Annotated in this window: 19 protein-coding genes; 12 read left to right on the top strand and 7 right to left on the bottom strand. The window is 72.4% G+C overall.

Annotated features, from left to right (window positions below; genetic code table 11):
- Positions 1-13: 13 nt before the first annotated feature.
- The gene (locus tag LWC35_RS01730) at positions 14-211 is read right to left on the bottom strand and encodes a hypothetical protein (RefSeq protein ID WP_232868079.1); all 198 of its coding nucleotides are present in this window, start codon (positions 209-211) and stop codon (positions 14-16) included.
- A 389-nt stretch (positions 212-600) separates the two neighbouring features.
- Between LWC35_RS01730 and LWC35_RS01725 the strand changes: the two genes are divergently transcribed.
- From LWC35_RS01725 to LWC35_RS01695, 7 genes are all read left to right on the top strand, one after another.
- Positions 601-1,479: a helix-turn-helix domain-containing protein gene (locus LWC35_RS01725; RefSeq protein ID WP_232868078.1), complete on the top strand. Its 879-nt coding sequence runs from the start codon at positions 601-603 to the stop codon at positions 1,477-1,479.
- A gap of 14 nt (positions 1,480-1,493) precedes the next feature.
- Complete coding sequence (locus LWC35_RS01720; protein WP_232868077.1) at positions 1,494-1,679, top strand: DUF397 domain-containing protein; 186 nt, start codon at positions 1,494-1,496, stop codon at positions 1,677-1,679.
- A gap of 219 nt (positions 1,680-1,898) precedes the next feature.
- Positions 1,899-3,551 carry an ABC transporter substrate-binding protein gene (locus tag LWC35_RS01715; protein WP_232868076.1) on the top strand — a complete coding sequence of 551 codons (1,653 nt, stop codon included), beginning with the start codon at positions 1,899-1,901 and terminating at the stop codon, positions 3,549-3,551.
- Between the two features lie 101 nt (positions 3,552-3,652).
- Entirely contained in the window at positions 3,653-4,657 is a 1,005-nt protein-coding gene (locus LWC35_RS01710) for an ABC transporter permease (RefSeq protein ID WP_232868075.1), read from the top strand.
- Positions 4,654-5,580, top strand: a complete 927-nt coding sequence (locus LWC35_RS01705) for an ABC transporter permease (RefSeq protein WP_232868074.1) — start codon at positions 4,654-4,656, stop codon at positions 5,578-5,580. The genes LWC35_RS01710 and LWC35_RS01705 overlap by 4 nt, the downstream gene beginning before the upstream one ends.
- Positions 5,580-6,581: an ABC transporter ATP-binding protein gene (locus LWC35_RS01700; RefSeq protein ID WP_232868073.1), complete on the top strand. Its 1,002-nt coding sequence runs from the start codon at positions 5,580-5,582 to the stop codon at positions 6,579-6,581. Before LWC35_RS01705 ends, LWC35_RS01700 begins: the two co-directional genes overlap by 1 nt.
- On the top strand, positions 6,578-7,723 hold the full coding sequence (locus LWC35_RS01695) for an ABC transporter ATP-binding protein (RefSeq protein ID WP_232868072.1): 1,146 nt from the start codon (positions 6,578-6,580) through the stop codon (positions 7,721-7,723). The genes LWC35_RS01700 and LWC35_RS01695 overlap by 4 nt, the downstream gene beginning before the upstream one ends.
- A gap of 63 nt (positions 7,724-7,786) precedes the next feature.
- On the opposite strand, the gene LWC35_RS01690 is transcribed toward LWC35_RS01695, so the two are convergent.
- Together LWC35_RS01690 and leuA are read right to left on the bottom strand one after the other, a co-directional pair.
- Positions 7,787-8,431 carry a DedA family protein gene (locus LWC35_RS01690; protein WP_232868071.1) on the bottom strand — a complete coding sequence of 215 codons (645 nt, stop codon included), beginning with the start codon at positions 8,429-8,431 and terminating at the stop codon, positions 7,787-7,789.
- Positions 8,432-8,566: 135 nt separating this feature from the next.
- Entirely contained in the window at positions 8,567-10,357 is a 1,791-nt protein-coding gene (gene leuA / locus LWC35_RS01685; RefSeq protein WP_232868304.1) for a 2-isopropylmalate synthase, read from the bottom strand.
- A gap of 295 nt (positions 10,358-10,652) precedes the next feature.
- Here leuA and LWC35_RS01680 point away from each other — a divergent pair, with 295 nt between their 5' ends.
- The gene (locus LWC35_RS01680; protein ID WP_232868070.1) at positions 10,653-10,955 is read left to right on the top strand and encodes a hypothetical protein; all 303 of its coding nucleotides are present in this window, start codon (positions 10,653-10,655) and stop codon (positions 10,953-10,955) included.
- A 19-nt stretch (positions 10,956-10,974) separates the two neighbouring features.
- Here LWC35_RS01680 and LWC35_RS01675 read toward each other — a convergent pair whose 3' ends face one another.
- Positions 10,975-12,294, bottom strand: a complete 1,320-nt coding sequence (locus LWC35_RS01675; RefSeq protein ID WP_232868069.1) for a hypothetical protein — start codon at positions 12,292-12,294, stop codon at positions 10,975-10,977.
- A gap of 288 nt (positions 12,295-12,582) precedes the next feature.
- Between LWC35_RS01675 and LWC35_RS01670 the strand changes: the two genes are divergently transcribed.
- The 3 genes from LWC35_RS01670 to LWC35_RS01660 all read left to right on the top strand — a co-directional run bounded on the left by LWC35_RS01670 (position 12,583) and on the right by LWC35_RS01660 (position 15,619).
- On the top strand, positions 12,583-13,851 hold the full coding sequence (locus LWC35_RS01670) for an aspartate kinase (protein ID WP_232868068.1): 1,269 nt from the start codon (positions 12,583-12,585) through the stop codon (positions 13,849-13,851).
- Positions 13,852-13,854: 3 nt separating this feature from the next.
- On the top strand, positions 13,855-14,922 hold the full coding sequence (locus LWC35_RS01665) for an aspartate-semialdehyde dehydrogenase (protein ID WP_232868067.1): 1,068 nt from the start codon (positions 13,855-13,857) through the stop codon (positions 14,920-14,922).
- Between the two features lie 157 nt (positions 14,923-15,079).
- Positions 15,080-15,619 (top strand): beta-class carbonic anhydrase, encoded by a 540-nt coding sequence (locus LWC35_RS01660; RefSeq protein ID WP_232868066.1) that lies wholly within the window; start codon positions 15,080-15,082, stop codon positions 15,617-15,619.
- Here the strand turns inward: LWC35_RS01660 and LWC35_RS01655 are convergent.
- Both LWC35_RS01655 and LWC35_RS01650 read right to left on the bottom strand, forming a co-directional pair.
- Positions 15,597-16,682 (bottom strand): endonuclease/exonuclease/phosphatase family protein, encoded by a 1,086-nt coding sequence (locus tag LWC35_RS01655; RefSeq protein ID WP_232868065.1) that lies wholly within the window; start codon positions 16,680-16,682, stop codon positions 15,597-15,599. The genes LWC35_RS01660 and LWC35_RS01655 overlap by 23 nt on opposite strands.
- Positions 16,683-16,910: 228 nt before the next feature.
- Positions 16,911-17,318 (bottom strand): thiol-disulfide oxidoreductase DCC family protein, encoded by a 408-nt coding sequence (locus tag LWC35_RS01650; RefSeq protein WP_232868064.1) that lies wholly within the window; start codon positions 17,316-17,318, stop codon positions 16,911-16,913.
- Positions 17,319-17,341: 23 nt separating this feature from the next.
- Between LWC35_RS01650 and arsC the strand changes: the two genes are divergently transcribed.
- Complete coding sequence (gene arsC, locus LWC35_RS01645; RefSeq protein ID WP_232868063.1) at positions 17,342-17,707, top strand: arsenate reductase (glutaredoxin); 366 nt, start codon at positions 17,342-17,344, stop codon at positions 17,705-17,707.
- A gap of 15 nt (positions 17,708-17,722) precedes the next feature.
- Here arsC and LWC35_RS40050 read toward each other — a convergent pair whose 3' ends face one another.
- Positions 17,723-18,790 (bottom strand): GNAT family N-acetyltransferase, encoded by a 1,068-nt coding sequence (locus LWC35_RS40050; protein ID WP_232868062.1) that lies wholly within the window; start codon positions 18,788-18,790, stop codon positions 17,723-17,725.
- Positions 18,791-19,107 lie beyond the last annotated feature (317 nt).

Raw genomic sequence — 19,107 nt, 5'->3', positions numbered from 1 at the left:
CGGCACTGCGCAGTCAGTCGCCGTCGTCGTCGCCCCAGGAGCCGTGGTCCGACCCGCCGATGGCGGCCTGCCGGACCTCCCAGTTGCGACGGCGCTCGGCGGCGACCCGCCGCCACGCGCGGGCCTGTGCGGCATCGAGGATGCCGACGACCACGCCGATGACGGCCAGAACACCCAGCCCGACCAGGACGATGGCGATGGGGACGATCACGGGGACCACCTCCCGGAACGGCGGCGGGCGACCTTGCTGGACGGGGATCCGGCGCGCGTGCGAACGGCTCGGATGTGGTTCATCGGGGACTCACCTTCCACTCGGGGTGCTGCCCGGCGGGCGCCGGGAGACGAGGGGTCCCGCGCTGCGGGACCGGGTCCGCAGGGCGGCCGGTGCGACGGGCGGGGCGCGGGCCGGTCGGGGAGATCACGGGCGCCTCCTTCCCTCGGGAACCCCGGGTGGAGGTGAGGCGAACCACTCGGGGTCCAGCTGTGCTTAGATTGCCCGACGGGATGTCCTCGTGCAATTGCACTGATGCGGCGGCGTGTGAATCACTCGCTCGGAGCAGCCGGCCGGTTCCGTCGGGTGAGCGACGGGGGGAAGGTGGAATGGCGCCACAGCAGGGGCCCGCGGGGCCGCGCCGACGGCTGGGCGCGGAGCTGCGGCGGCTGCGGCTCAACGCCGACATGACCCTGGACGAGGTCGCCGAGCGGATGACCTGCTCGACGTCGAAGATCAGCCGGCTGGAGACGGGCAAGGGCATCCCCAAGCTGCCCGACGTCAACGAGCTGATCCGCATCTACGGCGTCGTGTCCGACGCCGAGCAGGACATGCTCCGCCGGCTGGTCCGCGAGGGCCGGACGCAGGGCTGGTGGGAGCCGTACGTCGAGGGCGTGCACCCGGAGCGGTTCGTGCTCGACTCGCCCGGGCGGTACCCGGCGTTGGAGACCGAGGCGGTCGTCGTGCGGCCGTTCACCACGACCTTCCTCCACGGCCTCCTGCAGACGCGCGAGTACGCCACGCTGCTGATGGCGGAGATGCTGCCGCACCACACCGCGGCCGAGATCGAGCGGCTCGTGGAGATCAGGATGCAGCGGCAGCGCGCCCTGGTGCGGGCGGACGAGCCCCTGCGGCTGGCCGCGGTGCTCGACGAGGCCCTGCTGAACCGGCAGGTGGGGGACCGCGAGGTCATGGGCCGCCAGCTGCGCGTCCTCGTCGAGCTGGCCGAGCGCGACACCGTCGACATCCGCGTGCTGCCCTTCGACGCCGGACTGCACCGCGCCCTGGCGGGCCCCTTCACGGTGCTGGAGCTGCGGGACCGGCTGGCCGACGTCGTCTACATCGAGGGCGCGGCGGGCGACTCCTATCTGGACTCGCCGGCGGACGTGAAGCTGTACAAAGAGATTCACGCCGACGTGTCGGCGCGTGCCGCGGACCCCGAGGCCTCCCGTGGCCTGCTGCTCCGCTATCTTCGCCGCCACACGTGACGAAGGGGCGGGCGTTGACCGAGTTCAGGACCAGCAGCTTCTGCAGTCTCGGCGACTGTGTCGAGATCGGACGGTCGGCGTCGGGCGAGATCCTGGTGCGGGACAGCAAGAACCGCGACCAGGCGCCGCTGGCGTTCACCCGCGAGGAGTGGGCGGCGTTCGTCGCGGGCGTGAAGAACGGCGAGTTCGAGGCGTCCTGAGAGGACCACTCCACGGTGGATCCGTCGTGCGCGTGGGTCCGCCGAACGGGCGGAGCCCGCGCCACGGAGCGTGAGTCCGTTACGCCCGCCTCACGCATTTGAGGTGGATTTGAGGGAGCTGTTCCCCAACTGTGACGTTGCGGGCTACCGGCGGGTAAACGTCGTGACTAGCGTCTCCGGGCATCGCTCGAACCCCGACGACCTCGAGGTGCCCAGAGAATGCCCACCACACGACGTCTGCTCGCCACCATCGCCGCTGGCGCGCTCGCCGTCTCGCTCGCCGCGTGCGCGACCTCCGAACGAGGTGGCAGCACGCAGGCCGGCGCGACCGGCGGGACGATGGTCTTCGGCGCAGCCGGCGCCCCGAAGAACTTCGACCCGATCTTCAACGACGACGGTGAGAGTTTCCGTCCGATCCGTCAGATGTACGACACCCTGATCACGTACAAGGCGGGCACCACCGACCTCGCGCCGGGTCTGGCGACCGAGTGGTCGTCCACCCCGGACGGCAGGACGTGGACGTTCAAGCTCCGCCAGGGTGTGAAGTTCCACGACGGCACCCCGCTCGACGCCGCTGCCGTGTGCACCAACTTCGACCGCTGGGCCAACACGACCAGCGAGGCCGCGCAGAGCAACATGATCTACTACGCGGACGTGTTCGAGGGCTTCAAGAACTCGGGCGGCATCTACGAGAGCTGCCAGGCCACCGACCCGGGCACCGCGGTCATCTCGCTGTCGAAGTACAAGGGCGCCTTCCCCGCCGCCTTCGGCCTGACCTCGCTGTCGATCTCCAGCCCGGCCGCGCTGAAGCAGTACGACGCGGACGAAGTCAGCCAGAGCGGCGACTCGTTCTCCTACCCGGCCTACGCCACGGACCACCCGACCGGCACCGGCGCGTTCAAGTTCGAGAGCTACGACCGCACGGCCAACACGATCACCCTCGTCCGCAACGACGACTACTGGGGTGAGAAGGCCAAGCTGGACAAGCTCGTATTCAAGATCATCCCGGACGAGAACGCCCGCAAGCAGGAGCTCACGGCCGGCACGATCGACGGTTACGACTACCCGTCGCCCGCCGACTACAACGCCCTCAAGCAGGCCGGCCAGCAGGTGCTGATCCGCCAGCCGTTCAACGTGCTCTACATGGGCATCAACACCAAGAACAACCCGGCGCTCAAGGACATCCGGGTCCGCCAGGCGCTCGCCTACGCGATCGACCGGCAGGCGCTGGTGCAGACCAAGCTCCCCGAGGGCGCCGAGGTCGCGACCCAGTTCATGCCCAAGACCGTCGCCGGGTACGCCGACGACGTCCAGCAGTACCCGTACGACCCGCAGAAGGCGAAGGACCTGCTGGCCCAGGCCGGGGCGTCGAACCTGACGCTGAACTTCTACTACCCGACCGAGGTCACCCGGCCCTACATGCCGAACCCGACCGACCTCTTCCAGCTGATCTCGGAGAACCTCAAGCAGGCCGGGATCACGGTCAACGCGGTGCCGCGGCCCTGGAACGGCGGCTTCAAGGACGACGTGCAGACCGCAGGCAAGCAGGACCTGCACCTGCTCGGCTGGACCGGCGACTACAACGACGCCGGCAACTTCATCGGCACCTTCTTCGGCCGCGAGAAGCCGGAGTTCGGTCCCGAGGACCCGGCCATGTACGCGCAGATCAACGCCGCCGACGCCGAGCCCGACCCGGCCAAGCACGCCGCGGCGTACCAGCAGGCCAACCGCGACCTGATGGCGAAGTACCTGCCGGCCGTGCCGATCAGCAGTAGCCCGCCCGCGATCGTCGTCTCCGGGGCGATCCAGGGCCTCGTGCCCAGCCCGCTGACCGACGAGCGTTTCAACACCGTCAGCAAGACGCAGAGCTGATCCGACCGAACTGCATTATGGAACCATAATGCGCGAAACCGACCGCCCTGAGCACGTTATGGAACCATAATGCGCTCAGGGTGGCGGTGTGAAAGGCAACCATGCTGCGCTTCATCGTGCGGCGGTTGATCCAGGTCGTCCCGACGCTCCTGCTGCTGTCCATCCTCCTGTTCGCCTGGCTGCGCTCGCTGCCCGGCGGACCGGCGGCCGCGCTGCTCGGCGACAAGGCGACCCCGGAGAAGATCGCCCAGCTCAACACCGTGCTCGGGCTCGACCAGCCCGTCCCGGTCCAGTACTTCCGCTTCCTCGGCCGCGCCGTGACCGGCGACTTCGGCAACTCCCTGATCACCGGGGAACCGGTGACCACCGAGATCGCCCGGGCGCTCCCCGCGACCATCGAGCTCTCGATCGCCGCGCTGCTCCTCGCCGTGGTGCTGGGAATTCCGCTCGGCTACGTCGCGGCGCGCTACCGCGGCCGACCGCTCGACACCACCACCGTGATCGCGACGCTCGTGGGTGTCGCCGTCCCCGTGTTCTTCCTCGGCTACCTGCTCAAGCAGTTCTTCGCCGTGGACCTCGGCTGGTTCCCGCCCTCGGGACGGCAGGCCGTGGACATCGACGCCACGCACGTCACCGGCTTCGCCGTCCTCGACGGCCTCCTGACCAGGGAGTTCGACGCGTCGTGGGACGCCCTCGTGCACCTGGTCCTGCCCGCGGTCGCCCTGGCCACGATCCCGCTCGCGGTGATCGTGCGGATCACCCGGGCGTCCGTGCTCGACGTCATGGGCTCGGACTTCGTCCGCACGGCCAACTCCAAGGGGCTCGCACCCGGCACGGTCCGCCAGCGGCACGTGCTGCGCAACGCGCTGCTCCCCGTCTCGACGACGATCGGCCTGCAGACCGGCCTGCTGCTCGCGGGCGCGGTGCTCACCGAGAAGGTCTTCGTCTGGGGCGGCCTCGGCACGCTGCTCGCGCAGGCGATCGAGCGCCGTGACTACCCCCGGCTGCAGGCCGTGGTCCTGCTCGGTGCGCTGGTCTACGTGCTCGTGAACCTGCTCGTCGACCTGTCGTACGCGATCATCGACCCGAGGGTGAGGGTGCGATGACGTCCCTCCTGGAGCGCCGCCGCAGGCGCGTCGACGAGCTCGCCGAGGCGAGCGGGCGCAGCCTCACCGCCGACGCCTTCCAACGGCTGCGGCGCAACCCGGTCGCGATCGTCGGGGCAGTGCTCGTCGGGCTGTTCGTGCTGGTCTCGATCCTCGCGCCGTGGCTCGCCCCGCACGACGCCGCGACCGCCTTCCCCGAGCTGCAGCGCACGCTGCGGCCGGACTCGATCCCCGGAGCCCAGCCCGGCTTCCCGCTGGGCTCGGACCAGAACGGCCGGGACTTCTTCTCCCGCATGATCCTGGCCTCGCGGCAGACGCTGCTGGTCGGCGTCCTCGCGACGTTGATCGGGCTCGTGTTCGGGGTGCTGATCGGCGCGCTGGCGGGCGCCTTCGGCGGGTGGGTCGACACCGTGCTCATGCGCGTCACGGACGTCCTGCTGTCCATCCCGTCCCTGCTGCTGGCGATCTCGATCGCCGCGCTGGCCGCCAAGCCCAGCCAGACCACGGTGATCATCGCGGTCGCGCTGGTCAGCGTGCCGGTGTTCGCGCGGCTGCTGCGCGGCTCGATGCTCGCGCAACGGGAGTCCGACCACGTCCTCGCCGCCACCTCGCTGGGGGTACGGCGGCGGGCGATCGTGCTGCGACACATGCTGCCCAACGCCATGGGTCCGGTGATCGTGCAGGCCACGCTGACCCTGGCGACGTCGATCCTCGACGCCGCCGCGCTGTCCTTCCTCGGGCTGGGCGACGGCGACCCGGCCCGTGCCGAATGGGGGCTCATGCTCGCGAACGCCCAGTCCTACCTCGACGTCCGGGCGGCGCTGGCGTTCTGGCCCGCGATCGCGATCATCCTGGTCGCGCTCGGGTTCACGCTGCTCGGCGAGGCCCTGCGCGAGGCGCTCGACCCGAAGGGGAGGCGCTGATGAGCAGCGCCCTGCTCGAGGTCGAGGACCTGCGGGTCGCGTTCACCCGCCGCGGCGAGCCGGACACGGTCGCCGTCGACGGGGTGAGCTTCGACGTGGAGCCCGGCGAGATCGTCGGACTGGTCGGCGAGTCGGGCTGCGGCAAGTCGGTGACCTCGCTGGCCGTGATGCGGCTGCTGCCCGAGCGCGGCAACCGGGTCACGGGCTCGATCCGGATGGACGGCGAGGACCTGCTGGCCCTGTCCGACTCCGCGATGCGCGAGCGCCGGGGCCGCGACCTGTCGATGATCTTCCAGGACCCGCTGTCCTCGCTGAACCCGGTGATCCCGGTCGGGCTGCAGGTCACCGAGGTGCTGACCCGGCACCGCGGGATGAGGAAGGACGCCGCGCGCCGGGAGGCCGCGGAGCTGCTGGACCGCGTGGGGATCCCCGACCCGACGCGGCGGCTCGACTCCTACCCGCACCAGATGTCCGGCGGCATGCGCCAGCGGGCCCTGATCGCGATCGCGCTGGCCTGCACGCCCCGGCTGCTCATCGCCGACGAGCCGACCACGGCCCTGGACGTCACGATCCAGGCGCAGATCCTCGACCTGCTCGAGCAGCTGGTGGCGGAGACGGGGACGGCCCTGGTGATGATCACGCACGACCTCGGCGTCGTCGCCGGACTGTGCGACCGGGTCAACGTGCTCTATGCGGGCCGGATCGTGGAGCGGGCCGACCGGCACGAGCTGTTCCGGCAGCCCCGGCACCCGTACACGCACGGCCTGCTCGGCTCGATCCCGCGGCTCGACGGACCGCCGGGGGTGGACCTCGCGGCGATCCGCGGCTCGGTCAACGACAACCTGCCCTGGGCGGCACCGGAGGGCGGGGCCTGCGCGTTCGCTCCGCGCTGCCCGCGGGCGCTCGACGTCTGCGCCGAGGTGGCCCCGGCGGCGGAGCGGGCCGGGACCCGGCTGCTGCGCTGTCACAACCCCGTCCCGGTCACGGAGGGAGCGGCATGAACGAGGAGACGAACGGCGCGGCACCGGCGCTGCTGGAGGTCGAGGACCTCGCCGTCCACTTCCCGATCACCCGGGGGGTGTTCCGGGGCCGGACCGTGGGGCACGTCTACGCGGTCGACGGCGTCTCGCTGACGGTGCGCCGCGGCGAGACCTACGGACTGGTCGGCGAGTCCGGCTGCGGCAAGTCGACGCTCGGCCGGGCGATCCTCAAGCTCACCGAGCCGACGCGTGGCCGGGTCCGGTTCGACGGCGAGGACATCGCCGGGCTGAAGGGCGAGGAGCTGCGCCGCCGGCGCCGACGCTTCCAGATGGTCTTCCAGGACCCGATGTCGAGCCTCGACCCGCGGCAGTCCGTCGAGTCGCTGCTCAGCGAAGGCCTCGAGGCGCACGGGTTGTCGAAGGGGCCGGAGGCGGACCGACATCGGCTGCGGGAGCTCGTCGACGCGGTCGGCCTGCCGAAGGGGGCGCTGCGCCGCTACCCGCACGAGTTCTCCGGCGGGCAGCGGCAGCGGATCGGGATCGCGCGTGCGCTCTGCGTCGAGCCCGACCTGATCGTGGCCGACGAGCCGGTGTCCGCGCTGGACGTCTCGGTGCAGGCCCAGGTGCTCAACCTGCTGTCCCGGCTGCAGCGCGAGCTCGGGCTGACCTACCTGGTCATCGCGCACGACCTGGCGGTGGTCCGGCACGTCAGCGACCGGGTGGGCGTGATGTACCTGGGCGGGATCGTCGAGGAGGCGCCGTCGGCGGCTCTCTACGCCGACCCGCAGCATCCCTACACCCGCGCGCTGCTGTCGGCGGTGCCGTTGCCGGACCCGGAGGCCGAGGACCGGCGGGAACGGATCCTGCTCGCCGGCGACCTGCCGTCGCCGGCCGCTCCACCCCGCGGCTGCCGGTTCCACACCCGCTGCCCGTGGAAGCAGGCCGAGCGTTGCGACACCGAGCGCCCCGAGCTGCGCGGGCTCGAGGGTGCGGCGCCGGGACACCGGGTGGCCTGCCACTGGGCCGAGGAGATCCGGGACGGCCGGATCCGCCCGCACCACGTCGACGCGGACATGGTCGACAGTGCATCCGGCGCTGCGGCGAACCTCGCCGTCGGTGCCCCGGAGCACGCGTCGAGCGTCCAGGAGATCCTCGGCCGCTGACGCGCCGAGCGCGGTGGACCGTGTGCGGTGCCTCGTGCCGGGGCGCCGGTCACCGCGCACGGCTCACGTGGCCAGGGGACAGGCCTCCTCGTGGCGCTCCGGCTCGCGGCTGAGCGGGGTGGGCCCACAGACACACGGGTCGGCCTCCCCGGTCCGCGCGGGCGCGACACGCCGCCTGACCAGCAGCCCGACCACCAGGGCGGCCGGGACGGCGAGGGCGAAGCCGAACCACGGGTTGCCGGTGACGGTGGCGCCCAGGTGGCCGAGGCCGACGAAGACGGTCGCCCAGATCAGCGCACCCACGGCGGAGCCGAGCACCACGCTGCGCAGCCGCATGCGCAGCGCGCCGCAGGCGATCGTCGAGGCCACCACGCCGAACGGCACGAAGTACGACGGCGCGATCACCATCGGGCCCGACACCGCGAGCCGGGACTCGATCCACGCGACCGCCCGAGCCCCGGCCGGCCGCCGGGCGATCCGCCGCAGCACGGCGGGTCCGGCGGCGCGGCCGAGGGCGTACTTCGCCAGGTCGCTGGCGAGCGAACCCGTGGCGGCGGCCAGGATGGCGAGCGGAAGGACGAGGCCCCCGGTGCCCGCGAAGGCGCCGCCGGCGAGCAGGACGGGTTCGGCGGGGGCGAACGGCACCGCGGACCAGAACAGCAGGAACAGGTACGCGGCGAGCGGGGCGACCGGTAACGGCACGGTCACGACGGTAGGGGATCAGCCCTGTTCCGCCGCATCGGCCGCTGTGAGCCCGCTGAGCGTGGGCGGGCTCCGCCGGGTCGCGGCCCGGCCCGGCCCGTGGGTCGCACGGGCGGGCCGGTCACCGCCGGTTCGCGCGGGTCAGCGCAGGGCGCGGTTGATCGCCGAGACCAGCGCCTTGAAGGACGCGGCGACGATCGAGGAGTCGATCCCGACGCCCCAGAGGACCTTCTCCTCCACGGCGCACTCGACGTAGGCCGCGGCGCGGGCGTCGTCGCCGCCGCCCATCGCGTGCTCGTGGTAGTCGAGGACGCGGACGTCGAACCCGATGCCGGCCAGCGCGTCGACGAACGCGGCGAGCGGACCGTTGCCGCTGCCGGTGATCTCGTGCAGCTCGCTCTCCACCCGGACGGTCGCGACGATCTCGTCCCGGCCCTCGCCGTCGCTGGTCAGCCGGTGCCGGATCAGCTTGAGCGGGGTCTCGCGGGTCAGGTACTCGGTCTCGAAGACGTCGCGCATCTCCTTGGGCGAGACCTCGCCGCCCTCGGAGTCGGTGACCTCCTGGACGACCTTCGAGAACTCCATCTGGAGCCGGCGCGGCATGTCCAGCTGGTGCTCGGTCTTCATGATGTAGGCGACGCCGCCCTTGCCGGACTGCGAGTTCACCCGGATCACGGCCTCGTACGTGCGGCCGATGTCCTTGGGGTCGACCGGCAGGTACGGCACCTCCCACGGGTGCTCGTCCACGGTGTGCCCGGCGGCCTCGGCGTCGACCTTCATGGCGTCGAAGCCCTTGTTGATCGCGTCCTGGTGCGAGCCGGAGAAGGCCGTGTAGACCAGGTCGCCGCCCCACGGGTGCCGCTCGTGCACCGGCAGCTGGTTGCAGTACTCGACGGTCCGACGGATCTCGTCGATGTCCGAGAAGTCGACCTGCGGGTCGATGCCCTGGGTGAACAGGTTCATGCCCAGGGTCACCAGGTCGACGTTGCCGGTGCGCTCGCCGTTGCCGAACAGGCAGCCCTCGATCCGGTCGGCACCGGCCTGGTAGCCCAGCTCGGCGGCCGCGACGCCGGTCCCCCGGTCGTTGTGCGGGTGCAGCGAGAGGATGATGCCCTCGCGGCGCGCCAGGTGGCGGTGCATCCACTCGATGCTGTCCGCGTAGACGTTCGGGGTGGCCATCTCGACGGTCGCCGGCAGGTTGACGATCATCGGCTGCTCCGGCGTGGGCTGCCAGATCTCCGAGACGGCGTTGCAGATCTCGACGGCGTACTCCAGCTCGGTCCCCGTGTAGGACTCCGGCGAGTACTGGAAGCGCCAGTCCGTGTCCGGGTACTTCTCGCCGAACTGCTGGACCAGCTCCGCGCCGTCCGTGGCGATCTTCGTGATGCCGGCGCGGTCGGAGCGGAACACCACGCGGCGCTGCAGCACCGAGGTGGAGTTGTACAGGTGCACGACGGCGCGCGGGGCGCCCTCACAGGCCTGGAAGGTGCGCTCGATCAGCTCGGGGCGGGCCTGGGTGAGGACCTGGATCCGGACGTCCTCCGGGATGGCGTCCTGCTCGATGATCTCGCGGACGAAGTCGAAGTCCGTCTGGCTGGCGGCCGGGAAGCCGACCTCGATCTCCTTGTAGCCCATGCGGACCAGCAGGTCGAACATGCGGCGCTTGCGTGCGGGGCTCATCGGGTCGATCAGGGCCTGGTTGCCGTCGCGCAGGTCGACGGCGCACCACAGCGGGGCCTTCGTGATCCGCGTGGAGGGCCAGGTGCGGTCGGGCAGCGAGACCGGCTCCACCAGCTCGTGGAACGGCTTGTACCGCCCGATCGGCATGTGGGAGCCCTTCTGGGGGTTCCAGACGGGCTGGTCCGCGGGCGCCGGTACGGAGGGCGTGCGGATCCTGCTGGCCGAGGAGGCGGTGTAGGCGTCGGGCGACATGGACACGGGAATCGTGCTCCTTCTGGGGTGCTACCGGGAGGTGTCGACCGGCGGCACGCCAGAACCCGCGACGAGGGGCCGGTCGGTCAGACCCCGCCGCGGCGGCGAAGGAGCAGGCGCGCCATGGATCCGACTGTAACCCCCCGCCCCGGGTCGTCGGCAACCCCGTGCCCGCCTGCGATGACGCCGGCCACACTTCGTGACGCGGGGCCACCCGATAGGGGGAGCGCGCCGACCCCCCGAACGGCCCCCGGTCTGAGAGGATCGCCCCAACTCGTGCCGTGGAGGGAACACAATGGCGGTGGGAACGACCGTGCGTCGCGGGGCAGGCCTGCTGGCCTCCCTGGTCCGGCTCGTCGGGATGCTGATCGTGGCCGTCCTGGTGATCCACATCGTGCTGACCCTGCTCGACGCGAACCCGGACAACGGCTTCACGATCTTCATCCGCGACCTCGCCGAGTACTTCAACCTCGGGCTCGGGAACCTGTTCCTGCCCGCGGAACCGAAGCTCGCCGTGACGCTGAACTACGGCACCGCGGCGATCATCTGGGGCGTCATCACCGCCGTCGTCACGCGCCTGATCCGCCGGGTCGGCTGAGCCTCCCGCCCGGAAGGGCTCAGATCGCGTACGGCCAGTCGACCAGGGCGTAGGCCCCGAACCAGGCCGCGACCAGCACCGCGGCCACCAGCACGGACACGCGTGTGCCCGGCCTGCGCTTGGCCAGGCCCACGGCCGGCGGCAGCAGCAGGGTGAACGCCGGCACCAGCAGCCGCGCCTTGGAGCCCATGAGCCCGTTGCTGCCCACGTCCATGAGCAGCACCACCGCCGAGTAGGCGACGAGCGGCCACGGCATCCAGCCGCGCACGGCCTGCCCCACCGAGACCGCCAGCAGCGCGACCGCGCCGAGCAGGATGCCGACCGTCGCGACCTCCATGACCGAGCGGCCGTCCGCCAGCGCCGCCGCGGCGAACGACGCGGTGGCCCGGCCGCCGTCGAAGCGCGAGTCCCAGCCGCGCTGCTGCAGCGCGAACCACCCGGTGAGCGAGCCGGTGCGGCTCGCGACGTAGCCGAGGTAGGCCAGCAGCCCGGCGGCCGCGAGCGGCCCGCCCAGCCACGGCCGCCACCCGTCACGCCGTGCGACCACGGCGACGAGCGCGGCCAGTCCCACGGCCGCGACCAGCGCGGCCGCGGTCGGCCGGACCAGCCCGGCGGCGGCCGCCGCGAGCCCGGCCCCGACCCACTGCCCGCGCAGCAGGAAGACCAGCGCCCAGGCGGCTGCCGCGCAGAACAACGCCTCGGAGTAGGCCATCGAGAACACGACCGCCATCGGTGTGCTCGCGAACAGCACCACCAGCACCAGGCCCACCCGGCGCGAGCCGCCGGGGACCAGCTCGCCCAGCCGGGCGACGCCGTAGGCGGCGACGACCCCGGCCAGGGCCGTCGCCGTGAGCGCCGCCGGCAGCAGCGGCAGGCCCGTGACGAAGCGGACGACGGCGACCGAGGCCGGGTAGCCGGGAAAGAAGGCCAGCGGGGTCTCGCCGCTGCGGTGGCCGTACGCGTCGCCGAGCCCGATCGGGACGCCGTCGTAGCCGCCCTGGGCCAGGCCGAGGAACCACTGCCCGTCCCAGGAACCGAGCTCGTCGGCGAGCCGGGTGCCCTGCCGGGTCGCGACTATGGCGAGCACCACGATCCCGACCGTGCGGACACCGAGGAACAGCGCAGCCGGCAGCAGGGCGCGCCCGATCGCGGCCCACGGGACCGGGCGGCCGCGGCTCCGGACGGCGGCGAGCGGCTCGGTCGGGCCCTCGGGGGCGCGCTCGTGCGGCGGCCCGCCGGGCCGCCCGATCGGCAGGTCGGCCGACGGTCGGGCCGGCAGCGCACCGGGAACCTGGTCCCGGACCGCCTCCGCCCCCCGGTCGCCGCCCGCCGCGCTCATCGGTCCATGATCTCCTGCCGGAGCGCCTGCGCGGCCCGGCCCCGCCGACCGGCACCCGACCGAGCGGTTTCGCCAGGCTCGACGCACGGCCGGCCGCCGGTTCGCGCGTGGTGCCCCGGTGCCTCGGGCCCCAAACGTGGCGTGGGCCTCTGTGGCATCGGTCAAACACATGAACCCTGCACGTCGCAGCCGGTATCCTCGGCTCCCGACCAGCGCCCGGAGAGCGGTGCGAACACGCCCCGAGGCGGAGGACCAGGGCGCCGGACCGGCGCCGGACAGGAGGTCGGAGTGGCCCTCGTCGTGCAGAAGTACGGCGGATCGTCGGTCGAGAGCGCGGAGCGGATCAAGAAGGTCGCCGAGCGCATCGTCCGCACCCGCAAGGAGGGTCACGACGTCGTCGTCGTCGTGTCCGCCATGGGCGACACGACGGACGAGCTGACGGACCTCGCCGAGCAGGTCTCCACCGGGGCCCCGCCGCCGCGCGAGATGGACATGCTGCTCACCGCGGGCGAGCGCATCTCCAACGCCCTCGTCGCGATGGCGATCCACTCGCTGGGCGCCGAGGCCCGCTCGTTCACCGGCTCGCAGGCCGGCATGCTCACCACCTCCAAGCACGGCGACGCGCGGATCGTCGAGGTCAACCCGCACCGGCTGCGCAGCGCGCTGGCCGAGGGGCACATCGTGCTCGTCGCCGGGTTCCAGGGGATGAGCGAGGACTCGAAGGACATCACCACGCTCGGCCGCGGCGGCTCGGACACCACCGCCGTCGCGCTGGCCGCGGCGCTCGAGGCGGACGTCTGCGAGATCTACACGGACGTCGACGGCATCTACTCCGCGGACCCCCGGATCGCCCCGAAGGCGCGGCACCTCGAGACCGTGACCTACGAGGAGATGCTCGAGCTGGCCGCGTGCGGCGCGAAGGTGCTGCACCTGCGGGCCGTCGAGTACGCCCGCCGCTACAACGTCCCGCTGCGCGTCCGCAGCTCGTACAACGAGAAGCCCGGCACGCTCGTGGCCGGCTCGATCGAGGAGATTCCGTTGGAGAACCCCATCATCACCGGGGTCGCGCACGACCGGTCCGAGGGCAAGATCACCGTGACGGGCGTCCCGGACACCCCCGGCATGGCCGCCCGGATCTTCCGCGTCGTGGCCGATGCCGAGATCAACATCGACATGGTGCTGCAGAACATCTCCAACCAGTCGGACGGCAAGACCGACATCACCTTCACGCTGCCCCGCGCCGACGGCCCCAACGCCGTCGCCGCGCTGGAGAAGGCGAAGGAGCAGATCGGCTACGCCGAGCTGATCTACGACAACGAGGTCGGCAAGGTCTCGCTGGTCGGCGCCGGCATGCGCAACCACCCGGGCGTCACGGCCAGGTTCTGCGAGGCGCTGTCCGACGCCGGGATCAACATCGAGACCATGAACACCTCGGAGATCCGGATCTCCGTGATCTGCAAGTCCGCGCAGCTCGATGACGCCGTCCGCGCGCTGCACGCCGCGTTCGAGCTCGACTCCGAGGAAGAGGCCGTCGTCGCGGCCGGGACGGGGCGCTGAGACATGGCGGACAACACTGCCGGACCCGTGCTCGCCATCGTCGGCGCCACCGGTGCCGTCGGCACCACCATGATCGAGATCATCGACGCCCGCGAGTCCGTGCCGTGGAGCGAGATCCGGCTGGTCGCCTCCGCCCGCTCCGCCGGCAAGGTGCTGAAGGTCCGCGGTGAGGACGTCACGGTGCAGGCCCTCGCGCCCGAGGTGTTCGACGGCGTCGACATCGCCCTGTTCGACGTCCCGGACGAGATCTCCGCCGAGTGGGCTCCCGTCGCCGCCTCCCGCGGCGCCGTGGCCGTCGACAACTCCGGCGCCTTCCGGATGGACCCCGAGGTGCCGCTGGTGGTGCCCGAGGTCAACGCCGAGGCCGCCGCGAACCGGCCCAAGGGAATCATCGCGAACCCCAACTGCACCACGCTGTCGATGATGGCCGCGATGGGCGCGCTGCACCGCGAGTTCGGCCTCGAGGCGCTGGTCGTGTCCTCCTACCAGGCCGCGTCGGGTGCGGGGCAGCCCGGCATCGACCGGCTGCAGGCCGAGCTGTCCGCCGTGGCGGGCAAGGACGTCGGCAAGAAGGCCGGCGACGTGGCGGAGGCCGTGTCCGGCCTCGGCGGCGACTCGCCCTTCCCGGCCCCGCTCGCGCTGAACGTGGTGCCGTGGGCCGGCTCGCTCAAGGACGACGGGTGGTCCTCCGAGGAGCTCAAGGTCCGCAACGAGTCGCGCAAGATCCTGGGCATCCCGGACCTGCGGGTGTCGGCGACCTGCGTGCGTGTCCCCGTGATCACCACGCACGCGCTGGCGGTGCACGCCACCTTCGCGCGCGAGGTCACGGTCGAGGCGGCGCACAAGGTGCTGTCCACCCAGCCCACGATCGTGCTCGACGACGACCCGGCCGCCGGCGTGTGGCCGACGCCGGCCGCCGTCGTCGGGCAGGACCCGACGCACGTCGGCCGGGTCCGTCAGGCGCTGGACTTCCCGAACACGCTCGAGCTGTTCGTCTGCGGCGACAACCTGCGCAAGGGCGCCGCGCTGAACACCTACGAGATCGCGGAGACGATCGCCGACCAGGTCTGATCGGGCCTTCTCTGCACGAACGGCGCTTCTGTACGAACGGCACTCCTGGGCGGACCCACCGCACAGGGGTGCCGTTCATCGTTCCGGCACGTGAGCTGTGCCCCAAGGAGGCCGTCCCGACCTGCCGGTCCCGGACTCGTCCGCGAGTATTGGCGCCGTGAGCTACGACGAGCTGATTTCGCGGTACGAGGCCGGTGGCGGGCGCCTGGCGAGGGCCAACGCGGAGGGCCTGGCGGTGCCGCCTGCGCTGCACACCGCGGTGGTCACCTGCATGGACTCCCGCATCGACGTGTTCGCCCTGTTCGGGCTGAAGCTCGGTGAGGTGCACGTGCTCCGGAACGCCGGCGGCGTCGTCACCGACGACGTGATCCGCTCGCTGACGATCAGCCAGCGCAAGCTGCACACCCGCGACGTGCTGCTCGTCCAGCACAGCGGCTGCGGCCTGAACACCTTCTCCGACGAGGACTTCACCGAGGAGCTCGCCGACGAGACGGGGATGCGCCCGTCGTGGCGGACCTTCGCGTTCAAGGACGTGGCCACCAGCGTCGCGCGCGGGATCGCCCAGCTCCGGCACGACCCGTTCCTGCACCCGGAGACACGGGTCCGCGGTTTCGTGCTCGACATCGAGCGGTTCGTGCTCGACGAGGTGTTCGTGGCCGACGAGGCGAGCGAGGTCAGGTCAGCCGCAACGTCGTGAGGACCGCCCGGTGGTCGCTGCCGGGCAGGTCCAGGACCTGGAACGACTCCGAGGTCGCACCGTGGTTGGTGAAGACGTGGTCGATCTCGGCGCCCAGCCAGCGGGGCAGCATCGCCGGCCAGGTCGCGGTGAGCGCGCTGCCGCGCTGCGCGGCCGCGTCGCCGCAGTCCGCGGTGGCGGTCCGCAGCACCGAGTGGTCGAGGGTGGCGTTGAAGTCGCCGGCCACGATCGCGGGCGAGGCCGCGGTGCACCACCGGCTCACCCCTGCGAGGTCCTCTCGCCACTGGCCGACCGAGCCCGCGGTGGGCGCGACCGAGTGGAAGGCGACGAACGTCAGGTCGCCCATCCCGCCCCCGGACACCTGGACGTACGGGAAGGGCGAGTCCGGGGTGATCTTCCCGATGTCGAAGGTCACGTCGCCGAACCGCGGGGACACCGCCGCCACGACGCCGTTGACGTCCTGCGAACGGCGGTCGACCGAGGCCTCCGTGCGGTAGCCGAGGTCCTCGATCAACGGCGCGAGCTTCTGCCGGTAGCGCTCCCCGGCCTCGGGCAGGGCGATCAAGTCGGGGCGCTCGCGGTGGATGACGTCGGCGAGCGCGCGGACGTCCGCATCGCCCGTGTAGACGTTGAAGGACAACACCTTCACGGGCGTGCCGCCGGTCGGGACCGGATCGGCGACGAGCCGCGGGGCCATGGTCGACGCCGTCACCGCGACCACGACCAGCATGGCCAGCGGGAAGGGCCAGGCGCGCCGCATCCCGAGCGCGACCAGCAGCAGCGCGAGGGCGATCACCGCGACGACCACCAGCAGGATCGCGCGGAACGCGACGATCTGGGTGAAGGGGCTCCACCGGTCCAGCCCGAACCACAGGTCCGGCACGGTGAACACCGACGCGGCCCCCGCGAGCAGGACGGCGCCGAGCAGGCGGCCACCCGCACCCCGCCGCGGCCGCCGGCCGCCCCCGCCGTACCCCGGCTCGGGCGTGCGGGGAGGCGGCGGGCCGGAGCCCGGACGGGCCGTCGGGACGGTCGGCGGGTGGGGCCCGGGGGGCGCGCTCACCGCGACCCGCCGGAGCGGTGCGGAGACGGGATCTCGCTCATCGCGCACCAGTCTGCCCGAGCACGGGCGGCGCCCGGAGTGCTCACTCAGCGTGGCTTCAGGTGCGCGCCGAACCCGAGTCCGCCCCTATGAGCCCGCCCCGGCGCATGATGGTTCCATAACGCGTCGATCATGGCCATTTCCGCGCGTCATGGTTCCATGACGCGAAAATGGCGGCTTTTCCGCGCGTCAAGGTTCCGTAGTGCGGCTCGACGCCGCGCACAGCTCGGGGTACCGCTCGCACCAGGGCGTGGTGCCCGGTAGCCGCCCGCGGTGGCGCGCGGCCCAGGCGTAGACACGGTCCTGCAGGGGCGCGGTGCGGGAGTAGACCCGCTCCGGCAGGTCCGTGCGCAGGGCCACGCCCAGCGCCGCGTTGACCGCCGCCGCGCCGGTGACGGTCCGGCCGCCGGCGGCGAAGTGGACCTCGTCGGCGCAGGCGGCGGCCGTGGAACCGGCCTTCTCCGGGGCGCCCGCCTGCTGGTACGGGAGCGTGGTGACCCGCGCGTCCCGGTCGAGCAGCCGCAGCCAGCCGACCGTGCGGGTGCAGAACCCGCAGCGGCCGTCGAACACCAGCACGCCGGTGGTGGGAGGCGTCATGCCGGTCAATCTAGGCTCGGCACATGACCGACGCCGCGCCACAGGACGCCGTCACGATCTGGCACAACCCGCGCTGCTCGAAGAGCCGCGGCGCGCTGGCCCTGCTCACCGGGCGCGGCGTGGATCCCGCCGTGGTGCGCTACCTCGACGACGCGCCCGACCGCGCCGCGCTGGAGCGGGTGCTCGCGCAGCTCGGCACGGACGACCCGCGCGCGATCGTGCGGACCGGCGAGACGCTGTACAAGGAGCTCGGGCTCGCCGACGCCGACCGGGACACCCTGCTCGACGCGCTGGCCGCCCACCCGATCCTCGTCGAGCGGCCGATCGTGATCGTCGGCGACCGGGCGGTGGTCGGGCGCCCGCCGGAGAAGGTCCTCGACCTGCTCTGACCCGGTTCGGCCGGGTCAGCCGACGCGGCTGACGACCGGGCTCAGCGGGGCGCGGACGTGCAGCATCCCGCCGGTGATCTCCGCGGTCGGCCGCAGCCCGGCCCGGCGCAGCAGCTTCACCACCTGCATGTTCTGCGTGGGCGTGGTGGCCACCAGCTCCTCGCCGCCCTGCTCGGCGGCCGCCTCGGCCGCGCGGCGGACCAGCGCGGTGCCCAGGCCGCGGTCCTGCCAGGCGTCCTCCACGACCACGGCGAACGAGGCCGCGGTCGCCGCGGTGCGTTCGACGTCGGCCATCCCGACCGCGCTGCCCCCGTCCGTGGTCAGCGCGAGGATCGTGCGCTTCGCCCCGGGGCCGAACGCGGTGTGCGGGATCCCCACGAGCGTGTCGAGCTCGTCCGGGTCGAGGCGCGGGGCGGCCGAGAGGAACCGGGCGCTGCGCGTGGCCGGCGAGCAGCGGGCGTGCAGGGCGGTGACCAGCGGACGATCGGCCGGGGTGGCGGTGCGCACCCGCACCTCCGACCCGTCGACCAGCAGCAGGACGGGGTCCGGCTGCGCGGCTCTGCGCGCCGGCTGCCCGCTGAGCGAGAGCTGGGCCGCGAGCTCGAGCAGCGCGGCGGCGCGGGAGAGCTCGGTGGCGGTGAACGGCCACGACCGGCCCAGGTGCACCTGCGCGGTGCCGACCCGCAGCGGGTGGACGTGTCCGGTGCCGGCGGGCGCGCCCGGCTCCACGATCCGCGCCCGCAGCAGCGTCGCGACGGCCCGGGGGGCGCTGCCCGGGTCGGCCGCGACCATCCGGGCCAGGGCGAGCGCAGTGGTGGCGGTGTCGGCCAGCTCGGTCGCGTCCGCCCGGACGAGCAGGGTGCACGGGATTCCCGCGCGTTCCACCGCGGCGGCCATGCCCGCGGGTTCGATCCCGCCCGGGACCTCGACCAGCAGCTCGTCGGTGACCGACCCGTCGTCGGCCGGTTCCCCGACCACGTGCAGCGAGAGGATGTTGCACCCGGACCCGCCGACCGCGGTGGCCAGCTCACCGAGCCGGCCGGGTCGATCCTCCAGCTCGACGTGCACACGCCAGAGCGCCACCGCGACCGCCTCCTCGCCGATTCGCCCCCCATCGTGGCGGCGGCGGGTTACGGGCTCGCTACGCCCGCATGACGCCTAGGAGACTGCTGAAAAGCTCGGGTGTCGGACCGCCAGTCGATCTCGGGCCGCTGGGACGATGCCCGTGTGCAGGGTCGGTCTGATCCGCAGCGTGAGCTGCTCGATGTCGAGTGGGAGTGTCCGATCTTCGGTGTAACTGGTCTGTAGCTCCGGGCGTGTCCCGGGGGAAGGACCAGCGATGACCGACACGATCGAGCCCATGCCGCGGGCTCGGATTGATCACCAGCAGTTCGCTCAGC

Origin of the sequence: Pseudonocardia kujensis, assembly GCF_021283305.1 — a bacterium.
GTDB lineage: Bacteria > Actinomycetota > Actinomycetes > Mycobacteriales > Pseudonocardiaceae > Pseudonocardia > Pseudonocardia kujensis.
This window is presented reverse-complemented; position numbering and strand designations above follow the sequence as displayed.